The organism is Bacillus sp. FSL R9-9410 (assembly GCF_038050385.1).
Lineage (GTDB): Bacteria > Bacillota > Bacilli > Bacillales > Bacillaceae_G > Bacillus_A > Bacillus_A cereus_U.
In genome coordinates, this window is record NZ_JBBOTV010000001.1 from 867,377 (window position 1) to 888,630 (window position 21,254).

The window sequence follows — 21,254 nt, forward strand, 5'->3', positions numbered from 1 at the left end:
CTAGGTTCTCTTTCTACCTAAAAAAGAAGGTGTTGTATTTGCATGTATACTTAGCGAATACGTTGTTCAGTTTGACTATCAAAGAAATGTGCTTTATTCATATCAAAAGCAAGGTTAATTTGGTCACCAGGTGAAAAGGTATGTCTTGCATCAACACGTGCTGCAAAATCTTGATTTCCAAGTTTCATATATAAAATGGATTCAGCCCCTAACAACTCTGCAACTTCAATTTTTGTTGTGAAAGTAGTAGATTGTGAAGCTTCTAAAAATAATAGTTCATCATGAATATCTTCTGGACGAATACCTAAAACAATTTCTTTATTTGCATAGCCTTGTTCGCGTAATAACTTCATTTTTCCTTCAGATACTTTAATCTTTAGTGAACTGTCTATAACGAAATCGGTTTCAGTTAATTTTCCACGGAAGAAATTCATTGCGGGTGAACCGATAAAACCACCAACAAAAATATTTTCAGGTGTTTCATATACTTCTTTTGGAGTTCCAATTTGTTGGATTTTTCCGTCTTTCATAACAACAAGACGTGAAGCCATTGTCATTGCCTCAGTTTGATCATGTGTTACATAAATTGTCGTTGTACCAAGGCGGTGGTGTAATTTGGAAATTTCTGATCGCATTGCAACACGTAGTTTAGCGTCTAAGTTTGATAATGGTTCATCCATTAAGAAGACTTTTGCGTCTCGAACAATTGCTCTACCTAATGCGACACGTTGGCGTTGTCCACCTGATAAAGCTTTCGGTTTTCTATCTAAATATTGTTCAAGCCCTAAAATTTGAGCTGCATGTTTCACTCGACGGTCGATTTCATCTTTCGGTATTTTTCGAAGTTTTAATCCAAATGCCATATTATCATACACACTCATATGTGGATAAAGAGCGTAGTTTTGGAAGACCATTGCGATATCTCGATCTTTTGGAGGAACATCGTTCATTAACTTACCATCAATTGAAAATTCTCCTTTTGAAATATCTTCAAGTCCAGCTACCATTCGTAGTGTTGTAGATTTTCCGCATCCAGAAGGACCAACGAATACGATAAATTCTTTATCTTGAATGTGTAAATTAAAATCTGTTACGGCTGTTACGTTATTATCATATATTTTATAAATATTTTCTAATTTAAGTTCTGCCATGATATTTCCCCCTAGAAAGTTTATGCAAACGTTTTCTTTGAATTTATTATAAACGAATAGATTCAAAAAAGAAATAAAAACACTATAAAAAAATAAAACGTTTTCATTATTCCTATGAATATATAATAAGTTCCACATGTTTTATTAGAAAAAGAAAATAAATATTGTAAGCGCTATTTTAAATTTGAATAGAATCTGTTATCATTCAGTAATGAAAACGTTTGCGCCTTAAAAAAAGAAAAAAGAATCAATAGTATAGATGAAATGGGGTAGCATAATGGAAAAACAATGGTGGAAAGAAAGTGTAGTATATCAAATTTATCCTCGTAGTTTTATGGATAGTAACGGTGATGGTATAGGTGATCTTCGTGGTATTCTTGCGAAGCTAGATTACTTAAAAGAACTAGGTATTGATGTAATTTGGTTATCACCAGTCTATGAATCTCCAAATGATGATAATGGTTACGATATAAGTGATTATTGTAAAATTATGAACGAGTTCGGAACAATGGAAGATTGGGATGAACTGTTACATGAAATGCATAAACGTAATATGAAACTTATGATGGACTTAGTTGTTAATCATACTTCAGATGAACATAATTGGTTTATTGAATCACGTAAATCGAAAGAAAATAAATATAGAGACTATTATATATGGCGTCCTGGAAATGAAGGGAAAGAGCCGAATAACTGGGGAGCAGCATTTAGTGGCTCTGCATGGCAATATGATGAAATGACAGATGAATATTATTTACATCTGTTTTCTAAAAAACAGCCAGATTTAAACTGGGATAATGAAAAGGTAAGACAAGATGTTTATGACATGATGAAGTTTTGGTTAGAAAAAGGAATTGATGGGTTCCGTATGGATGTTATTAATTTTATTTCTAAAGAAGATGGCTTACCAGCTGTTGAAACGGATGAAGAAGGATATGTTTCAGGGCATAAACATTTTATGAACGGTCCGAACATTCATAAGTATTTGCATGAAATGAATGAAGACGTATTGTCTCAGTATGACATTATGACGGTTGGGGAAATGCCTGGTGTAACAACAGAAGAAGCTAAATTGTATACAGGAGAAGCTAGAAAAGAACTGCAAATGGTATTCCAATTTGAACATATGGATTTAGATTCTGGAGAAGGTGGGAAATGGGATGTAAAACCATGCTCACTTATTACTTTGAAACAAAATTTAACAAAGTGGCAAAAAGCATTAGAACAAACAGGCTGGAATAGCCTTTATTGGAATAACCATGACCAGCCTCGCGTTGTATCTCGTTTTGGTAATGATGGAGCTTATCATACTGAATCAGCAAAAATGTTAGCGACAGTACTTCATATGATGAAAGGGACACCATATATTTATCAAGGAGAAGAAATCGGAATGACCAATGTTCGATTTGAATCGATTGATGAATATCGAGATATTGAAACATTAAATATGTATAAAGAAAAAGTTATAGAGTGCGGCGAAGATATAGATAAAGTGATGCAGTCTATATATATAAAGGGCCGAGATAATGCTAGAACTCCGATGCAGTGGGATGATAGAGAACATGCTGGATTCACAACGGGTGAGCCTTGGATTGCGGTAAACCCTAACTACAAAGAGATTAATGTGAAACATGCGATCCAAGACGAAGAATCGATTTTTTATTACTATAAAAAATTGATTGAGTTACGCAAAAACAATGAAATAGTTGTGTATGGAACATATGATTTAATACTAGAAAATAACCCTTCTATTTTTGCTTATGTAAGAACATATGAAGAAGAAAAGCTTCTGGTGATTGCAAACTTCACTGCAGATGAATGTGTATTTGAATTGCCTGAGGATATTATTTATAGTGAATCAGAGTTATTAATATACAATTATAACGTAGAAAATGTATCGATAGAAAACATTACATTACGACCATATGAAGCAATGGTATTTAAATTGAAATAAGAAAAATCCTTATGCCACCCTGGCATAAGGATTTTTCTATTACCATTTTAAAATAGAGAATCCGTACGGTGGAAGTGTAACTTGTAATACACTTGCTTCCGCTGAAAATTCTTCGTTTGTATAAATGTTAATTATCTTCTTCCCAGTAATACGAAGAGGGAGTGAGGTTGTAACTTCACTGTTAGTAGGATTTAAAACGAAAAAGATAGTTTCATCTTCATATGTTTTTGTATAAGAAATATAATTATGTTCATCATTTGCCTCAATGAATTGAAAAGTACCGTGTCCTCCAAATGATTTATATTGTTTCCGTAATGAAATTAATGTTTGTATATGTGTAAATAAAAGAGTATCTTGTTCTTTTTCATCCCATATCATGCATTTGCGACAGCCAGGGTCCATTCCACCATCCATACCGATTTCATCGCCGTAATAAATACAAGGAGAACCGATGAAAGAAAGGTGAAATACATAGAGTAACTTTAACTTATTTTTATCCCCGTTACATGTTGCTAAAATTCTAGGTGTGTCATGGCTGTCTAATAAATGAAATGCCGCTTCATTTACATTCATAGAGTAGGAATGTAGAGAATCTGTAATTTGTTTCATAAATTCACTTGAATTAATGGACTCGTTAGCAAAGTAAGAAAGTAGAGCGTTTGTAACCGGATAGCTCATTACAGCATCAAATTGGTCACCTTGTAGCCAGGGGAGTGCATCGTGCCAAATTTCGCCTAAAATATATACTTCAGGATTTAATGCTTTTATTTCACTTCGGAATTCTCTCCAAAAACTGTGATCGACTTCATTTGCTACATCAAGGCGCCAACCATCTATATGGAATTCCCTTACCCAATAACGACCTACTTCAAGTAAATATTCTTTTACATCTGGATGTGCCGTATTTAATTTCGGCATATACGGTGTAAATGCGAAAGTATCGTAATTAGGAAGTGGCTCAGTTATGATCGGAAATTCATGAATGTGGAACCACTCTTTATAAGCTGACTGCTCGCCATTTTCTAGCACGTCTTGAAATTTATCAAAGAAGTATCCGCTATGATTAAAAACAGCGTCGAGCATTACTTTTATACCACGTTTATGACACGCTGCAATGAGTTCTTTGAAAGTTTCTTTCGTCCCGAATTGTGGATCAATTTCCATGTAATCGATTGTGTCATATTTATGATTCGAATGAGCTTTGAAAATAGGAGTGAAATATATTCCGGAAATTCCAAGTTTAACAAGGTAATCAAGGTTTTGAATAATACCAGCAAAATCTCCGCCGAAAAAATTAGTTGGAGTTGGTTCAGTACTTCCCCAAGGAAGGGTGTTTTCTGGATTCAGTGTGCGATCCCCGTTAGCGAATCGTTCTGGGAAAATTTGATACCAAACTGTGTCTTTAACCCAGGACGGTGTTTTGAATACATCGTTTGCATGAATAAATGGAAAACAGAAAAAGTTACCAACATCATCATTTGGAATGTTAGAAAAAAATCCTCGTTCTGTATAAATAAGAGTTTCTACGTCGTTTTTTAATTCGAATCCATAACGTAAGCGTTTAAATTTTGGTTTGATTGAAACCGACCAATAATCAAATAACTCAGTAGATCCGGTTTTTTTCATCGGTGTACTCGCTGTAATCCATTTCTCATCTTGCCATTCGTACGGATCACCGTAGATGAGAGCGGCGCTGTGAACATCATCTCTTTTTGTGTGTATTCGGATGTGAATTGTTTTTTCATCGTAAGCGTATGCATAATTATCTTTTGGCCTATGATAGATCGCTTCTTTAAGCATATAGAAAATCCCCCTTTAATATCTCTATACATATTGTTCCCGTAAAAATAATAAAGATTATGTTGCAAACGATTGCTTTCCACATAACTTTAATATTGCTTATAAGAGTAGTATTCATTTTATGTAAAGTCAATGAATAAAGAGTATGATAAGATTATTTTGAAAATTAATATTTGCAAAATGAATAAAAGGATGTATAATGATAGACAAATAGCGCAAACGTTTTCATAGATTTAGATATTGTTTGCGCTTCTATTAAACTATTAAATGCAAACGTTTTCAATTAAAGAGGTACATAGACAATTTAGGGAGGTTTTTGGGATGAAGAAAGCATTATCACTATTAACGATTTCAGCATTGTCAATCGGCATGTTATCTGCATGTGGACCGAAAGATTCAGGGAAAAAAGAAGAAAGTAAAGCGAAGAAAGACTATGATCTTCTCGTTTGGGAAGATGATAAAAAAGGTGTGGGTCTAGAACCGGCCGTGAAAAGCTTTGAGGAAAAATATAAAGTAAAAGTAAAAGTTGTTGAAATGCAAATGACAGATCAAGTGAAGAAGTTACGTCTTGATGGACCAGCGGGGACGGGACCAGATGTTGTAACATTGCCACACGATCAAATTGGGAATGCAGTAACAGAAGGCTTACTTTCTGAAGTAAAAGCAGATGACACAGTGAAGAGTAAATTTACTGACTTATCAATAAAAGCACAGACATACAACGGGAAATTATATGGTTTACCAAAAGCAATTGAAACACCAATTTTTATTTACAATAAAAAATTAATGCAAAAAGCACCAGAAACGATGGACGAGCTGTTTAACTTCTCAAAAGACTTTACGAAGGATGGCAAGTACGGATTTTTAACATTAGGAGATAACTTCTACTTTGCTAACGCGTTTATGGCAGGTATGGGCGGATATGTATTTGGTGAGAAAGATGGAAAGCCAAATGCAAGTGATGTTGGATTAAATAATAGCGGAGCAGTACAGGGTGCTGAATATCTTCAAAAATGGTACAAAGAAAAGTTATTCCCAAAAGGTATTATCGGTGAGTCTGGTGGCCCGGCTGCTGATGGATTATTCAATGAAGGAAAAGCAGCATCTATTATGAACGGACCGTGGGCGTTCCAAGCGATGGAAAAGAACGGAATTGATTATGGTGTTGCTCCAATGCCGAAATTACCAAATGGTCAACCGATGAAAACATTTGTTGGGGTAAAAGGATGGCATGTAACAAGCTTCTCTAAACAAAATGATTTAGCTACAAAATTCACTGAGTGGGTAACGAACGAAGAAAACGCAAAAATTAGATTTGAGAAGACAAAAGAAATTCCTCCAGTAAAATCAGTAATGGAAGATCCAATTATTAAAGATAATGAAGCTGCAAAAGCAGTTGCAACTCAATCAGAAAATGGAATTCCAATGCCGAATATTCCAGAAATGCAAGAAGTATGGAAACCAGCTGGAGACGCTCTGCAGTTAGTTGTTACAGATAAAGAGGCACCAAAAGCCGCGCTTGATAGTGCAGTGAAACAAATTAAAGGAAATATTGAGGCAAATCATAGTAAGCAAAAATAAGGTGAAATTCGTGCCTCTAATATGAGAGGCACGAATTCTCTCCCTTCCAAGTAGGAAGAAAAAAGGGGGAAGGAACATGCAAACATCTATGGAACCAATGAAAGATATGAACGGTTCGAAACATAGGAAAATGGCGACCATGTTATCTATTATTCCAGGCATGGGCCAAATATATAATAAACAATATGTAAAAGGTCTTATTCTTCTAGTATTAACAGGTTCATTTATTGTAGCATTCGCTGATTTGTTAAATATTGGATTATGGGGAATTGTAACGCTCGGTACAGAAGTTCCACGCGACCATTCTGTCTTTCTATTAGTAGAAGGGATTTTGGCACTTATCGTCATAGTGTTCGGACTTGGAATATATGGATTTAACTTATATGATGCATACCAAAATGGGAAGAAACGTGATATAGGAACACCATTAAACTCAGTAAAAGAGCAATACCGTAACTTATTAGATCAAGGTTTTCCATATCTAATGGTTTCACCAGGATTTCTATTACTTATCTTTGTAGTTGTATTTCCAATCATTTTTGTAATCTTAATTGGATTTACGAACTATGACTTATATCACTCTCCTCCAGCTAAATTAGTAGATTGGGTGGGCTTTAAAAACTTTATTGATATTTTCACATTACCAATGTGGAGAGAGACATTTTTAAGTGTATTTTCTTGGACTGTCATTTGGACATTTGTTGCAACAACATTACAAGTTGCACTTGGTATTTTCTTAGCGATTATCGTAAATCAGCCTGGTATTAAAGGTAAGGCAATTATTCGAACAATCTTCATTTTACCGTGGGCTGTTCCAGCATTCGTATCTATTCTTGTCTTTTCGGGTATGTTTAATGAAACATTTGGAGCAATTAATAATCAAGTATTAGCTTTATTCGGGATTGAAAAGATTGCTTGGATGACAGATCCGTTTTGGGCGAAGATTGCTTTAATTATGATCCAAACGTGGCTCGGTTTCCCATTCGTTTTTGCAATGACAACAGGTATATTGCAATCGATTCCAGGAGAATTATATGAAGCTGCTACAGTAGATGGAGCAACTGCTTGGCAACAGTTCCGCAAAATTACATTGCCACTTGTTTTATACGCAACAGCACCAATTTTAATTACACAATATACGTTTAACTTTAATAACTTTAGTATCATTTATCTATTTAACGGCGGAGGTCCTGCTGTAGCGGGGCAAGATGCAGGTGGAACGGATATTTTAATTTCATGGATTTATAAGTTAACGATGACTTCAGCGCAGTACGGAAAAGCAGCAGCTCTTACAATGATTTTATCGTTAATCGTTATTACAGTTGCGTTATGGCAATTTAAGAGAACAAAATCATTCCAAGAAGAGGATATGATGTAAATGAATATTAAACGACAAAAGATGTTACGTCTTTCATTAAGTTATTTGGTTATCTTCATAATGTGTGCGATTATTTTCTATCCATTACTATGGATTATTGGTTCATCGTTTAATCCAGGAGATAGTTTGTCTGGTTCTAGCATTATTCCGAAAAATGCTACGTTAGATCATTATCGTAAGCTACTTGATCTTGATTCAAGTAATTACTTACTTTGGTATAAAAATACGTTAAAAGTTAGTGTTATGACGATGATTTTTTCTGTGTTAGCAATTAGCTTTACTGCTTATGCATTTTCGAGATATCGTTTTGTCGGAAGAAAAAATGGTTTATTAACATTTTTAATTCTACAAATGATTCCGAACTTTGCAGCGTTAATCGCACTATACGTATTAGCGCAGTTAACAGGATTAATTGATACACATCTTGCATTAATTTTAATTTATGTGGGCGGAGCAATTCCAATGAATACTTGGCTTATGAAAGGGTATTTTGATACGATTCCGAAAGAGTTGGATGAGTCAGCCCGCATGGATGGAGCAGGGCATTTCCGTATTTTTTGGCAAATCATTATGCCGCTTGCAAAGCCAATCGTAGCGGTTGTAGCATTATTCACTTTCATCGGTCCATTTACAGATTTCATTTTAGCAAGTATTATTTTACGCACGCCGGAAAATTACACTTTAGCAGTTGGATTATATGAAATGGTAGCGAAGAAATTTGGTAATGAATTTACGACGTTTGCAGCAGGTTCAGTATTAATTGCAATACCAATTTCGATTTTATTCCTATCATTACAAAAATACTTCATTTCTGGTTTAACAGCTGGTGGTACGAAAGGATGAAAATGGGACATTACGTCCCATTTCTCTTTTCATCTCTCTATAAAAGGATTTGTAGGGAGATGAAAAGAGATTTGACATTAAATGTGAAAAAATGTGAAATAAATAGTATATTATAGTATAGGAAAAAAGAGCTATATCCCTTACAATACATGGAGAGGGAGAATAAGATGATTTTTGCAAGATAAAACAAAGAGATGAAAGTTTACGACTTCTCCTATTACTTGCACCGGTTGCAAGATAAAGTGAAACTTTAATCAGTGGGGGTCTTACTGCCCGGCAAATAGCGGGATAACAATATATGAAATATGGCAGAGAAGTGAGAGGGGGGATTTTTATGACAGTTACAATTAAAGATGTGGCGAAGAAGGCAAATGTTGCACCATCGACAGTTTCCCGTGTAATTGCTGATAATCCAAGTATAAGTGAAAAGACAAAGCGCCGTGTTCGAAAAGTGATGAGTGAACTAGGCTATCACCCAAATTTAAATGCAAGAAACCTTGCAAATCAAACAACGAAAACACTTGGGCTCGTTATGCCGAGCTCAGCAAGTAAAGCTTTTCAAAACCCATTCTTTCCAGAAGTTATAAGAGGAATTAGCTCATTTGCACATATGGAAGGGTATGCGCTTTATATGTCGACAGGTGAAACGGAAGAAGAAATTTTTAATGGTGTTGTAAAGATGGTACAAGGGCGGCAAATTGGTGGAATTATTCTTTTATATTCAAGAGAAAATGACCGGATTATTCAGTATTTGCATAATCAAAATTTCCCGTTTGTATTAATTGGAAAACCATATGATCGAAAAGATGAAATTACATATGTAGATAATGACAATTATACAGCAGCAAGAGAAGTAGCCGAATATTTGATTTCATTAGGCCATAAACAAATCGCGTTCATCGGCGGTGGATCAGATTTACTTGTAACGAGAGATCGTTTGGCGGGGATGAGTGATGCTTTGAAACTAGCAGATATTATATTACCGAAAGAGTATATTTTACACTTTGATTTTTCAAGAGAGAGTGGTCAACAGGCTGTTGAGGAATTAATGGGATTAAAGCAACCACCGACGGCAATTATGGCAACGGATGATTTAATTGGACTTGGCGTGTTAAGTGCGCTTTCTAAAAAAGGATTTGTTGTACCGAAAGATGTTTCTATTGTAAGTTTTAACAATGCTTTATTATCAGAAATTGCTAGTCCACCGCTTTCAACAGTTGATGTGAATATTTATCAATTAGGGTATGAAGCGGCAAAAGCTTTAGTTGATAAGGTAGAGCATTCTGAGTCTACTTCAAAATGCATTATTATTCCGCATAAATTATTGAAGCGCCAAACTTGTGATCATTATGCGTAAAAAAAGCTAAGAGTTTAACTCTTAGCTTTTTGCTTTAGAAAGGCTTCTAAACGATCGCAGCCTTCTTTTAAAGTTTCCATACTATAAGCATAGGAAAGGCGAAGGTAGCCTTCACCATATTCAGAAAATGCCGTTCCAGGAACGACGGCCAGCCCAGCTTCTTTTACAAGATCAAGTGCAAAATCAAATGATGAAGATGTTAAGTTTCCGACATATGGGAATAAATAAAATGCACCCGTTGGCTTCTCGACTGTTAAGTCCATTTGAATGAGTCTATTATATACGTAATCACGGCGCTTTTTATATTGATGACGCATCATCTTAGGTGCATCTTTAGCAGCTGTTAACGCTTCAATTGCAGCATGTTGGGCGATTGAATTAGCGCATGTCACATTGTATTGATGAACTTTTAAAATATGCTTTGCCAAATAATTAGGAGCAAATAAAAATCCAATACGCCATCCTGTCATAGAATGTGATTTGGCTAAGCCATTAATGACAATAGTCTTCTCACGCATTTCTGGGAATTGAGCAATAGATGTGTGTTGCCCTTCATATACTAGTTCGCTATAAATTTCATCAGAAAGAACGAAAATATTTTTATCTTTTAAGACAGATACAATATCTTTTAATTCTTCTTTGGATAGGGTAACACCAGTTGGATTAGAAGGATACGGCAAAACGACGCATCTTGTTCGTTCTGTAATTGCATTTTGCAATGCCTCAGCTGTTAAACGAAATCCAGTTTCACGAACATCTATAAAAATAGGCGTTGCACCGCATAGTCGAATAATCGGCTCGTAACCAGGATAAATAGGAGCAGGTAAAATTACTTCCGTTCCTGGTTCTAAAATAGTTCGAAATGCAACATCAATCGCTTCACTAGCGCCGATTGTAACAATGGTTTCGTTTTCAAGTGAATAATGTAAATCGTAGCGATCCTTTACAAAGTTACAAGCTGCTTCGCGTAATTCTAGTAAACCAGCGTTATGTGTATAGCTTGTATAATTTTCTGTAATGGCCCGTTTAGCTGCTTCTTTTACTAGAGAAGGTGTAGGGAAATCGGGTTGCCCAATTGTTAAAGAGATAAGATTATCATAGTTTTGAATCATATTAGAGAACTGACGGATTCCAGAAATTTGGATGTCCTTCACTCTAGGATTAATGAATTGTTCCATTGTATCTCCCTTTCTTCCGTTTGAAAATTAAGTTCATTTTATCATATTTTTAACTATTACGCTTTGTTTATAAAATTTCCCCCGCTATTTGTGAAAGATAAGAATCGTATCTTAAAATTCAGTGGAAGTAAGAAATTATGTGAGGATTCAAATGTCTATAAGAGTATAAGCTGTGTGAGTTAATTAAAGTTTCACTCCATTTGTTTAAGCATAAACACAAAAAAAGCCGCTGCAAGCGACTTTTTAATAACCGTATTCCCAATCTATTTCATCTTCGTTCCAAAGTACGGAAGATACTCTGCCAAGATGGACAACGGATTCATTTACAGCACATGTACAATCTTCGTCCCCTGCTTTATGTTGCAATTCTTCGTATACTGATTTTTCAACGTTTTCAAGCACAACCAAATTTTCCACTTTTAAAACAAGCGTAGTACCCGCCATATTTATCTTCCTCCTACTAAAGTAATGATCACTTATTTGTAAACATAGATAGTATGGATTATATGCTGTATTTTGCAATAGTTGTCCGTCTAGTGAAGTGTTTTTTATTTTCTTTGTAATCCGTATTCATTGTATACTGCATGAAGGAAATTTGGTACAGGGTTTACAATCATTTCGAAAATTTGTAACATTTATTATTAGTTGTTAACAAATAATTAACAAAAATGTTAAGAAAAATCAAAATTTTAAAACAAATAGACTTATAAAATGATATAATCATATCAAAATACATATAGGGGATGAGAGGCTATGGAGCTGATTCGTGATTTAATGATCCAAATTGCCATCATTATTTTACCACTATTTTTATATGAAGCGATTCGTTTAAATCGTTATCAAGAAATGCTTCCGAAGCCTAATCGCTACTTTATTATGTTTTTATCTAGCGTTACACTCGTTCTCTCCATGACATACTCTATTTGTTTTGGTACCGTTTGCGGATACAATTTCCATCCAATCCCAATTGTTAGTGGTTTTTTATATGGTGGGATTGTTGGGCTCATCCCTGCCATTATTTTTGTTGCATATGAATGGATTTTTAAGGGGCTCAGTTGGTTGCCTATCGTAGAAGTTATATTTCTTTCGATAATTCCATTGTTTTTGTCAAAGAAATGGTCTCTTTTTTCAAGAGATAAGAAGCTAATATTAGCTTTTATGATTGCATCATTTTATGTTCTTGTTTCATTAGTAGTCGGAATGTTGAATGTCCTTTTAGAAACAGGTTTTACACCGTACATATCTAATCTATATAGTGGGTATATATTTGCATCACTTATTATGGTTATGACAATGGTATTTCAAGTGTATTTGACTGAGTATTTAAATGAAAATGCATTATTGCGTACAGAAATGCAAAAATCAGAAAAACTTAATATTATAAGTGAGTTAGCTGCAAGTGTTGCACATGAAGTTCGAAACCCTCTCACTGTTGTACGAGGGTTTATTCAATTGCTAGAGAGTACGGAAGACGTAAAAAACAAAGATTATATGCGTCTCGTATTAGCTGAACTGGATCGTGCTGAACAGATTATTTCAGATTATTTAAATTTAGCAAGGCCTCAAATTGAAAAAAAAGAACATATTTGTTTATCAGCACAATTAATTGAAATGACAACTCTTATGTCATCATTTGCAGCGATGCAGGGCGTTTATTTGCAAGTTGAGATTTCTGAGAGCCTTTATACTATCGGCGATAAGGCGAAATTGAAGCAAGCTATTATGAATGTTGTTAAAAACGGTATTGAAGCAATTCAAGGAAACAAAGGGTATTTAAAAGTAACAGCTATTCAAAAAGATGAAATGATAATAATAAGAGTTAAAGATAGTGGTGTTGGAATGACAAAAGAACAGTTAGCAAGGCTGGGACAACCGTATTATTCTTTAAAAGAAAAAGGAACAGGATTAGGTCTTATGGTAACATTTAGTATTTTACAAGCGCATAATGGTACATTGGAATATAAAAGTGAAAGCGGAAAAGGAACTGAAGCTATTATTATATTGCCAGCTGTACGATATAAGGAATAAAAGTTACCGGTAGAAGGTAACTTTTTATTTTATCTTGCATTAGAAAAATATACGAAATTTCATTCATTTATTTTATCTTGTTTTGTTCGAACGAATAAACTTTTAAATGATTGAAAGAAGCTTTGCTCTTTTGAGGCGGCGACTAATTTTTTTGTTTCTTGAATTTCGCGAATAACTTGCATAAGTTGTGCATCGCGGTTGCTATCTTTATTGTAAATTTGATTGACAAGTTTATTCATTTTTTCTTCTTGTTTGGATTCTCGCTTATACATATGATTCATTAATAAGTCCATCTTTTCTTTTTGGAGTGCATCTGTTTGAGCGGCGTGAACAACTAGCTCTTGTAACATTTTTTCTTGAGAGCCTTCTTTTACATAAACTTGTTGCATTAGTTCATCTAATTTCTCGTCTTTTAAACGATTCTGTGTAATGAGAGTAGAGTTTTGATGAATAATTGCTTCATTTAATTGAGCAAGCATTTCAAGTTTTAACATGAACTCCTCAAAGTTACGTCCATCTTCTTTCGGTTGTATCTCTTGTTTATCTTGAATAACAGGTACAGGTGGGGCCTCTCTTTCTTTTAAAATAATAGGTATTGTTTCTGAAATGTCTTCTTGTAATGTAGCAGCTCTTTCATGTATAGATTTCAATAGTTTTAAATCATCCAATTTATAAATACGAGCATCAGCTGTTTTGGAAATGATATAACCGTGTTCCTCTAAGAGTTGGCTATATTTTCGGACTATATGTTTTGGGATACCTGTTTTATTTGTAACATCTTTCGTTTTATAAATAGCTTCCATGATAGTTCCTCCCCAAAAAGTATCGTATATATCATTTCAATCTTTTATGAGGACTTCCTTTGAAAAAGAATGTCGGAAGGTTATTAGTTTTCTACAGCATTAGTGAAAAGATGAGGAAAAATGAATGTTTTTGGCGAAATGGAGAGGAAGAGCTAAAATAATGTCTGAAAACATACCTAGAAGAAGTTTGTTATAATAACTGAGGAAAAGAAATTGGTAGGAACACGGAGGTACACATGAAGCAATTTAAAGGTATTATCATTTCAATTATTGCAATTCTTTCTCTTTTGGTAGCGGTATATGAAGTATTTGTGCCAGAGGAGACAAGTACTAAAAAAACAACTACGTATGATCAAATTCTAGAGTTCCCGAAAGAACGATATCCAGAGACCGGGAAACATATAACGGATGCTATAAAAGAAGGGCATTCAGAAATGTGCACAATTGATCGTAATGGTGCAGCGGATAGAAGGAAATTATCGTTAGCGCCATATCCGACGAAGAAAGGTTATGATCGTGATGAATGGCCGATGGCGATGTGTAAGGAAGGCGGAAAAGGAGCCCATATTGAATATATAAGTCCAGCAGATAACCGCGGTGCAGGTTCTTGGGTAGGGAATAAGCTAGACAAATATCCAGATGGTACGCGTGTGAAATTTGAAGTGAAATAGTAATTGGCATACATTTCATAGTGGAGGAGAGGGGTAGTTATGGAATTAACAATTTCATATTCGCAATTAATGATAATGAATTATGATGGTCAGCAGCCTTATGTAGATTGGACTCCTGAAGATTTTGAAAGAGGCTATGCTGAGGTGGATGGAGCTATTATTTTTGAAGCAATCTCTGACTATACTTGTGAAGTAGAAGTTACTTACGGAAATCATATTGAGAAAGAAGAAGTGGTTAGAACGATATCAGTTCCTTTCACAGTGAAGAATGAAGAAGTATATATAACAAGTATTCTTTCTAATAAATTTCATATTCCTATTCCGAACGGGGAATATATGATAGTCTTGCAGGCAACTCCTCTTGAAGAGCCAACAGACGATGAATTGTATAAAGTACAATACGACTTCTATTTTGAGAGTGTAGAATAAAAAAACGTGTTATCCTTTTTGGAGGATAACACGTTTTTTATTATGCGTTTGTTTTTAGGAGAGAACGAGCGTCTTTTGCTGCCTGAACCATGTGCTCTAAAGCAGGTATAACTTCCTCAGTTCTTCGTGTTTTTAAACCACAGTCTGGATTAATCCAGAAATATTTAGGATCACATACTTGTAAAGATTGTTCTAAGATTGCGAACATTTCATCTTTACTTGGGACACGTGGGCTATGGATATCATATACACCTAGACCAATTCCTTTTTCATATGTTGTATGTTTTAATGTATTAATAAATTCTCCATGACTTCTTGATGTTTCGATAGAAATAACATCTGCATCTAACGCACGAATTGCATCTACAATATCTTCGAAGTTACTGTAACACATATGAGTATGAATTTGTGTTTCATTTTCTACAGAAGATGTTGCTAAAAGGAAGGATTGAACTGCCCATGTAATGTATGCATCCCAATCTTTTTCTTTTAACGGCATACCTTCACGAAGTGCAGGCTCATCGACTTGGATTACTCTAATTCCAGAAGATTCAAGTAATTCAATTTCATGACGAAGTGCTAATGCAATTTGATATGAAACTTCTTTTCTTGAAATATCATTTCGAACGAATGACCAATTTAAAATAGTGACAGGTCCAGTGAGCATACCTTTTACTACTTTCTCGGTTAAGCTTTGTGCATATACAGTTTCTTTAATAGTCATTCCACTTATAAAGGCAACATCCCCATAAATAACAGGTGGTTTTACGCAGCGGGAACCGTATGATTGTACCCATCCGTTTTTAGTAAAGGAGAAACCAGCAAGTCTTTCTCCAAAATATTCCACCATGTCAGTTCTTTCGAATTCACCATGTACTAGTACATCAAGACCGATATCTTCTTGGTAACGAATCCACTTTGCAGTTTCTTTTTCAATGAATTGATTATATTGTTCATTTGTAATATCGCCGTTACGCCACTGTTTACGTGTTTGACGAACTTCAGATGTTTGCGGGAAGCTACCGATAGTTGTTGTTGGTAACAACGGTAATTGTAAAGCTACTTGCTGTAGTTCATAGCGTTTTTCAAATGGAAGAGGACGTGAGAAATCATCTTCTTTAAGTGATGTACGTGCCACTTTTACATCTTCACGATTACGTGCAGCTGATGAGCGGATTGCATGATGTGCATTACGATATGTTGTCAAATCGCTACGTATGCTTTCTACACCTTTAGTAAGAGCAGAATGGATAAGGACTAGTTCTTCTAATTTTTGATTAGCAAATGCAAGTGCATCAAATAATTCAGTTGCTAATTGCGTTTCTCCCGTTTTATCAATTGGAGTATGCAATAAGCTACAAGAAGGTTGAACAATTAAACCTTTTGCTTTGATTTGATTTTGTAATGTTGTAAATAAAGAAAGTACATCATCAAGATCAGCTCTCCAAATGTTACGGCCATCTATACAACCGATAGCTAAAATTTTATCAGCTGGGAATCCATATTTTGAAATAGCATTTACATTACCTTCTTTGCCATGAACAAAGTCTAATCCAATACCAGAAACAGGGAATGTAATGATTTCTTCATAGTTCTCTTCTACACTATCAAAATATGTTTGTAGAAGAAGATTAGCATTCGGAACTTCTTTATGAATAGCTTCGTAAAGTTCTTTCGCTTGATTAATTTCATCTTTTGTTAAAGATGCGAAGATTGGTTCGTCAACTTGAATAATTTGTGCTCCAGCTGCGTGTAATTCAGAGAATAATTGTACATAAGGTGCAACTAGCTCTTTTAAAATAGTGGCAAATTGCTCTTCGTTATAACCTTTTGCTAGTTTTAGGAATGTATAAGGTCCTAAAATAACTGGTTTTCCATCAACACCTAACTCTTTTTTCGCTTCTTCATATAAACGAAGAGGACGATTGTCTTTTAAAGAGATTTGTAATCCTTCTTCATATTCAGGAACAATGTAATGATAGTTTGTGTTAAACCATTTTGTCATTTCAGAAGCAACATGATCTTTAGAGCCACGTGCCATTGCAAAATATACATCAAGGTAAGAGGTAAACTCTGAAAAACGTGACGGGATGAATCCTAACATGTAGGCCGTATCCAGAACGTGGTCATAATATGTAAAATCGCCAACTGGAATTAATTCAATTCCTTTTTCTTGCTGTACTTTGACGTGTTGAAGGCGAATTTCTTTCATTGTCGCTAAAAATTGTTCTTCATCAATTTTATTGGACCAAAAAGCTTCCAATGTTTTTTTCCACTCTCGTTGTAGTCCGATACGTGGATAACCTAAGTTACTTGTTTGAATTGCCATTTTAAATTCCTCCCTAATTGAAAGTAAGCATTTCCGTTTACTCGGAAATACCTATAACAAAAAGCATAAAGGCATAGAAAAATAAGCCTTCCTTTTTGTTTTTAACACCTCATCATCATCCGTGAGTCTATCAGTGTTGTTAAAACAGGCAGGTCTCCTGACTTATGCTTTATATAATTTCTTTCACCTTCCCGTTTTCACAGTGGCACCAAAAAGAAATCTCAGCATTTACAGTGGCGGGACCGTGTTGGAGTTTCACCAAGCTTCCCTTTTAAACACGAAACGAAATTTCCGTGTACCTATTTTCCTTTTGAAAGGAATTTAACAAGCGATATGATATTGAAACAAATTCTAACACAATTTTTTGAATTTTGTCCACTGTTTTAAAATGAGAAAATTCTAAAGTTTTTTATTAATTATTATTTTAATATTCTAATTATTACAAGCGGAGAAAAGGTTTGAGAATTGAAATGAATTGTGGTTAAGTTTCCAAAGAAGAGGGCTATCTTCTTCGGAAACTTAACCTTCATCAATATCAATTTCTGAAAGACGTCCTGCCACTGCATCTGTAAGGAGGGTGTTTAACCATTGTAATTCAACGGTAATATGCTCAATAACACTTTGTAAAATGTATAGTTGTGCACGTGGAATGTTCCCTTTGCTACAATCGTATATAGTTTGCATTTTATGTAAATATTGAACGGTATCATTTTTCTTTTTTTCTAAAATAGGAACTAACTCTCGATCATCACCAAAATGAGCAAAAGAGAGTGCTGAATAGATCGGTTTATATATTTGGTTTTTTGCTTCGAACTGTTTTAATAGTAACGTGTGAAATAGCCGTTTACCTTCTTCTGTTATATGAAAGATTGTTTTATCTGGCCTATTCGTATCTCGAACAATAGTTGTAATGCGAATTGCGCCTTGCTTTTCTAATTGCTCGAAGGCGTAGTACAGTGATCCTTTTGCGTATTTAATATAACAATCCATGTGTCGTTCTTTCATAATGTGCTGCACTTCATATGGATGTTTATCTCCTTCGAGTAGCAAGCCGAGAATGACTAATTTCATACTCATGCTGTCTCAACTCCTGTATATAGAAACTTTATTCATATTATAAACGGCATATCCTTTTTCATAAAGGGATATGCCGTTTCTTTTTTCTATACTAACTTACTTTCTTTTGTTTTTGTTTCGTTTTTGGTCCTGTGAAGAGGCGCTCATTTCCCATAAGTAAAATACAAATAATACTTAGTACGGCCGGAATAAGTGCCCAGAAGAACGTATTAGCAATAGATGTTGCAAGAGCCTCCTTAATGCCGCTCAGTACTTCAGGAGGTAGCTTTTCAGTAGCATTTGGTGATAATAAAAAGCTTGTGTCTCCACCTTTAGGAGCCATTTTTGCTAGTTCAGGAGGGAAGACTGCTTTTAATTTATCAGTGAAAACATGATTTTGAATTGTACCGAAAATCGTTACACCAAGAGTCATACCGAGTGAACGGAAGAATGAATTTGTTGATGTAGCAGAACCGCGATCTCTCATTTCTAGTTTGTGAATAGATGCCATACTTAAAACTGAGAAGGAGAATCCAACTCCAAGTCCAGCAAGTACCATAAACATTGTTACGAGTGTACGAGGTGTTTCCATTGTTAAAGTACTTAGTAAATAAATACCAAGAACGAAGAAAACTCCAGATACTATCATGATGTTACGATAACTTGTTCGTGAAGCTAACTGTCCACCAGTTTGGCTTCCAATTACAGATCCTACCATCATAGGTGTCAAAATTAATCCAGCATTTGAGGCTGAACCACCGAGAACACCTTGAACGAAGATTGGAATATAAACTGTACAGATGATAAAAGCTGCGCCATAGAAAAAGGCAACACCTTGGCTAGCTGCAAATAAAGGTTTTTTAAATAAATGGAAAGAAATAATAGGCTCGGTTGCGTTTCTTTCTACGAAGAAGAAAATAAGAAGCATAATAATAACAGTTGAAAATAAACCAATAATCACATTAGAGTTCCATGCATATTCCTTACCACCAAGTTCTAGGGCAAACATTAAGCAAATGATACTAATGACAAGTGTAATGGCACCAGCCCAGTCAATTTTTTGTTTTCTACATTCTAGAGACTCGTTATAGTATTTAGTAATGAAGAAGAAGGAAATAAGTCCTAATGGAATATTAATATAGAAGACCCAGTGCCAACTTATATAATCTGTAATGTAAGCACCTAATAAAGGTCCGAAAACACTAGATGTTCCGAAAACAGCACCAAATAGTCCGGTCATTTTTCCGCGTTTTTCAGGCGGGAATATATCATACATAATTGTAAATGCGATAGGCATAAGAGCTCCGCCACCAATTCCTTGAATGGCTCTATAAATACTTAGTTGTTCAATACTTGATGCTGTCCCGCAAAGTGCAGAACCGAATAAGAAAAGAATTAGTCCGCCAATATAAAAACGTTTCCGCCCGTACATATCAGAAAGCTTACCGAATATAGGCATTCCGGCCATTGTTGCTACCATGTAGGCAGATGTGACCCAAACGAATTTGTCGAACCCTCCTAAGTCTCCCACAATCGTTGCCATCGCAGTTGCGACGATTGTGTTATCCATTGCTGCCATTAGAATACCAAGTAGTAAACCAGCAACAACAAATTTTGTTTTACTTGAATCTTTTTTTGAAAGTTGTGCTTCCAAATATAGCCCTCCTTTAATGAAAATTAAACTAACTTAAGTTTTTTAGTGCAATGCGTACAAACTTTATGTACAGTTTGTATCGTTCCCTCTTCATTTATAAAAAATTGCATTGACATGATATAAAGGATGGAAATCATAAATTATATTATAGTCAAATTTGACTAAAAGGTAAATGTTTTCTTAAGCCAAAGTATTTTATCCCGATTGGTGAAGGCAAATAATCAGTGGAGGATGGACCCCCCCCACTGATTAAAGTTTCACTTTAATATATTGACGAAAAGAGAGAGTAAGAATTTATTTTTTTATGTAGTTACGGAAGGAAATTGTAAAAAAATATTTAATTAAAGAATAACCTGTGTCAACCTATTAAAAATGGTTTTTTCTTTATATTGTCGAATAGGATAAAAGGAAAAGAAAAATTTAAAATGGTTTGTAACAAGCTCAATATTTTTGCGTAGTGTAGTTTATTGCATCGAGAGGCAGAATAAAGTTGTATAGATGATACATCTGGAATGAGGTGAATATATTATGAAAATATGGAAACGAATTTCGGATCAAGGAAGGTATTTTATACCGTTACAGCCGGTTTTGTGGATTGATGGTTCTAAAAAGGATACGGAAGCATCTAATGTAGCAGTCACATTGCAAATCCGTAGTATGTATAAAGAGAAATTTTCATATGAGATGATCTATGATGTTAATGACATATTAATTATTCGACTTGAAGTTGAAAATAAAGGTGTTGAAATGATTTCGCGAGTAGTTGTAAGTCATATGATTCGTGATTATTTCGCGTATATCCCAAACTCTTTAAAAGCAGATAAGGGAATAAGTGAGTTTTTATTTCAGCTTGTAAGGTGGCGAATCGATAATCTATCGCCGAATGAAAGGGTAGAATTAATTTGTCAAATAAAAGCGAATAAAGATAAAGCTCCTCCCAATTCATTATTTCAGGCTACATATACATTTCAATATAAAGGAGTATCATATGGACCGCTACAAACAAATGAAGTGGTTGTCAGAAAATGATAAGAAGGAACCT

The 21,254-nt window shown here is 34.8% G+C and carries 17 protein-coding genes and 1 riboswitch; of the genes, 9 read left to right on the top strand and 8 right to left on the bottom strand.

The window, feature by feature from the left end; genetic code table 11:
- Positions 1–50: 50 nt before the first annotated feature.
- On the bottom strand, positions 51–1,151 hold the full coding sequence (locus MKX77_RS04850) for an ABC transporter ATP-binding protein (protein ID WP_215554044.1): 1,101 nt from the start codon (positions 1,149–1,151) through the stop codon (positions 51–53).
- 277 nt (positions 1,152–1,428) lie between these two features.
- Here MKX77_RS04850 and MKX77_RS04855 point away from each other — a divergent pair, with 277 nt between their 5' ends.
- Complete coding sequence (locus MKX77_RS04855) at positions 1,429–3,105, top strand: glycoside hydrolase family 13 protein (RefSeq protein WP_341305960.1); 1,677 nt, start codon at positions 1,429–1,431, stop codon at positions 3,103–3,105.
- Between the two features lie 39 nt (positions 3,106–3,144).
- Here MKX77_RS04855 and MKX77_RS04860 read toward each other — a convergent pair whose 3' ends face one another.
- Entirely contained in the window at positions 3,145–4,905 is a 1,761-nt protein-coding gene (locus tag MKX77_RS04860; RefSeq protein WP_341305961.1) for an alpha-glycosidase, read from the bottom strand.
- A 321-nt stretch (positions 4,906–5,226) separates the two neighbouring features.
- Here MKX77_RS04860 and MKX77_RS04865 point away from each other — a divergent pair, with 321 nt between their 5' ends.
- The 4 genes from MKX77_RS04865 to malR all read left to right on the top strand — a co-directional run bounded on the left by MKX77_RS04865 (position 5,227) and on the right by malR (position 10,064).
- Positions 5,227–6,486, top strand: coding sequence for an extracellular solute-binding protein (locus MKX77_RS04865; protein WP_204208348.1), 1,260 nt, complete (start codon positions 5,227–5,229; stop codon positions 6,484–6,486).
- A 76-nt stretch (positions 6,487–6,562) separates the two neighbouring features.
- A complete protein-coding gene (malC, locus tag MKX77_RS04870) occupies positions 6,563–7,864 on the top strand; it encodes a maltosaccharide ABC transporter permease MalC (protein ID WP_002160655.1) in 1,302 nt (433 codons plus the stop codon).
- Positions 7,865–8,707, top strand: a complete 843-nt coding sequence (malD, locus tag MKX77_RS04875) for a maltosaccharide ABC transporter permease MalD (protein WP_002088365.1) — start codon at positions 7,865–7,867, stop codon at positions 8,705–8,707.
- A 334-nt stretch (positions 8,708–9,041) separates the two neighbouring features.
- The gene (gene malR / locus MKX77_RS04880; RefSeq protein ID WP_215554041.1) at positions 9,042–10,064 is read left to right on the top strand and encodes a maltose operon transcriptional repressor MalR; all 1,023 of its coding nucleotides are present in this window, start codon (positions 9,042–9,044) and stop codon (positions 10,062–10,064) included.
- Positions 10,065–10,078: 14 nt separating this feature from the next.
- Here the strand turns inward: malR and MKX77_RS04885 are convergent, their stop codons facing one another.
- Together MKX77_RS04885 and MKX77_RS04890 are read right to left on the bottom strand one after the other, a co-directional pair.
- A complete protein-coding gene (locus tag MKX77_RS04885) occupies positions 10,079–11,242 on the bottom strand; it encodes an aminotransferase A (protein ID WP_215554040.1) in 1,164 nt (387 codons plus the stop codon).
- A 243-nt stretch (positions 11,243–11,485) separates the two neighbouring features.
- A complete protein-coding gene (locus tag MKX77_RS04890) occupies positions 11,486–11,686 on the bottom strand; it encodes a hypothetical protein (protein ID WP_341307931.1) in 201 nt (66 codons plus the stop codon).
- A 309-nt stretch (positions 11,687–11,995) separates the two neighbouring features.
- On the opposite strand from MKX77_RS04890, the gene MKX77_RS04895 reads away from it, so the two are divergent.
- Positions 11,996–13,270, top strand: a complete 1,275-nt coding sequence (locus tag MKX77_RS04895; protein ID WP_215554039.1) for a sensor histidine kinase — start codon at positions 11,996–11,998, stop codon at positions 13,268–13,270.
- Positions 13,271–13,329: 59 nt separating this feature from the next.
- Here the strand turns inward: MKX77_RS04895 and MKX77_RS04900 are convergent, their stop codons facing one another.
- Entirely contained in the window at positions 13,330–14,073 is a 744-nt protein-coding gene (locus MKX77_RS04900; RefSeq protein ID WP_215554038.1) for a DUF3967 domain-containing protein, read from the bottom strand.
- A 236-nt stretch (positions 14,074–14,309) separates the two neighbouring features.
- Between MKX77_RS04900 and nucA the strand changes: the two genes are divergently transcribed.
- Both nucA and comJ read left to right on the top strand, forming a co-directional pair.
- Positions 14,310–14,744: a DNA-entry nuclease gene (gene nucA / locus MKX77_RS04905; protein ID WP_193644952.1), complete on the top strand. Its 435-nt coding sequence runs from the start codon at positions 14,310–14,312 to the stop codon at positions 14,742–14,744.
- Positions 14,745–14,783: 39 nt separating this feature from the next.
- Entirely contained in the window at positions 14,784–15,173 is a 390-nt protein-coding gene (gene comJ, locus MKX77_RS04910; RefSeq protein ID WP_341305962.1) for a competence protein ComJ, read from the top strand.
- Between the two features lie 40 nt (positions 15,174–15,213).
- Here the strand turns inward: comJ and metE are convergent, their stop codons facing one another.
- The 3 genes from metE to MKX77_RS04925 form a co-directional block, all read right to left on the bottom strand.
- Positions 15,214–17,502 carry a 5-methyltetrahydropteroyltriglutamate--homocysteine S-methyltransferase gene (gene metE, locus MKX77_RS04915; RefSeq protein ID WP_341305963.1) on the bottom strand — a complete coding sequence of 763 codons (2,289 nt, stop codon included), beginning with the start codon at positions 17,500–17,502 and terminating at the stop codon, positions 15,214–15,216.
- A gap of 130 nt (positions 17,503–17,632) precedes the next feature.
- Positions 17,633–17,820: riboswitch (cobalamin riboswitch) on the bottom strand.
- A gap of 201 nt (positions 17,821–18,021) precedes the next feature.
- Complete coding sequence (locus MKX77_RS04920) at positions 18,022–18,579, bottom strand: PadR family transcriptional regulator (protein WP_002160661.1); 558 nt, start codon at positions 18,577–18,579, stop codon at positions 18,022–18,024.
- Between the two features lie 91 nt (positions 18,580–18,670).
- Positions 18,671–20,212 carry an MDR family MFS transporter gene (locus MKX77_RS04925; protein WP_341305964.1) on the bottom strand — a complete coding sequence of 514 codons (1,542 nt, stop codon included), beginning with the start codon at positions 20,210–20,212 and terminating at the stop codon, positions 18,671–18,673.
- Positions 20,213–20,740: 528 nt separating this feature from the next.
- On the opposite strand from MKX77_RS04925, the gene MKX77_RS04930 reads away from it, so the two are divergent.
- Positions 20,741–21,241 carry a hypothetical protein gene (locus MKX77_RS04930; protein WP_341305965.1) on the top strand — a complete coding sequence of 167 codons (501 nt, stop codon included), beginning with the start codon at positions 20,741–20,743 and terminating at the stop codon, positions 21,239–21,241.
- Positions 21,242–21,254: the final 13 nt, after the last annotated feature.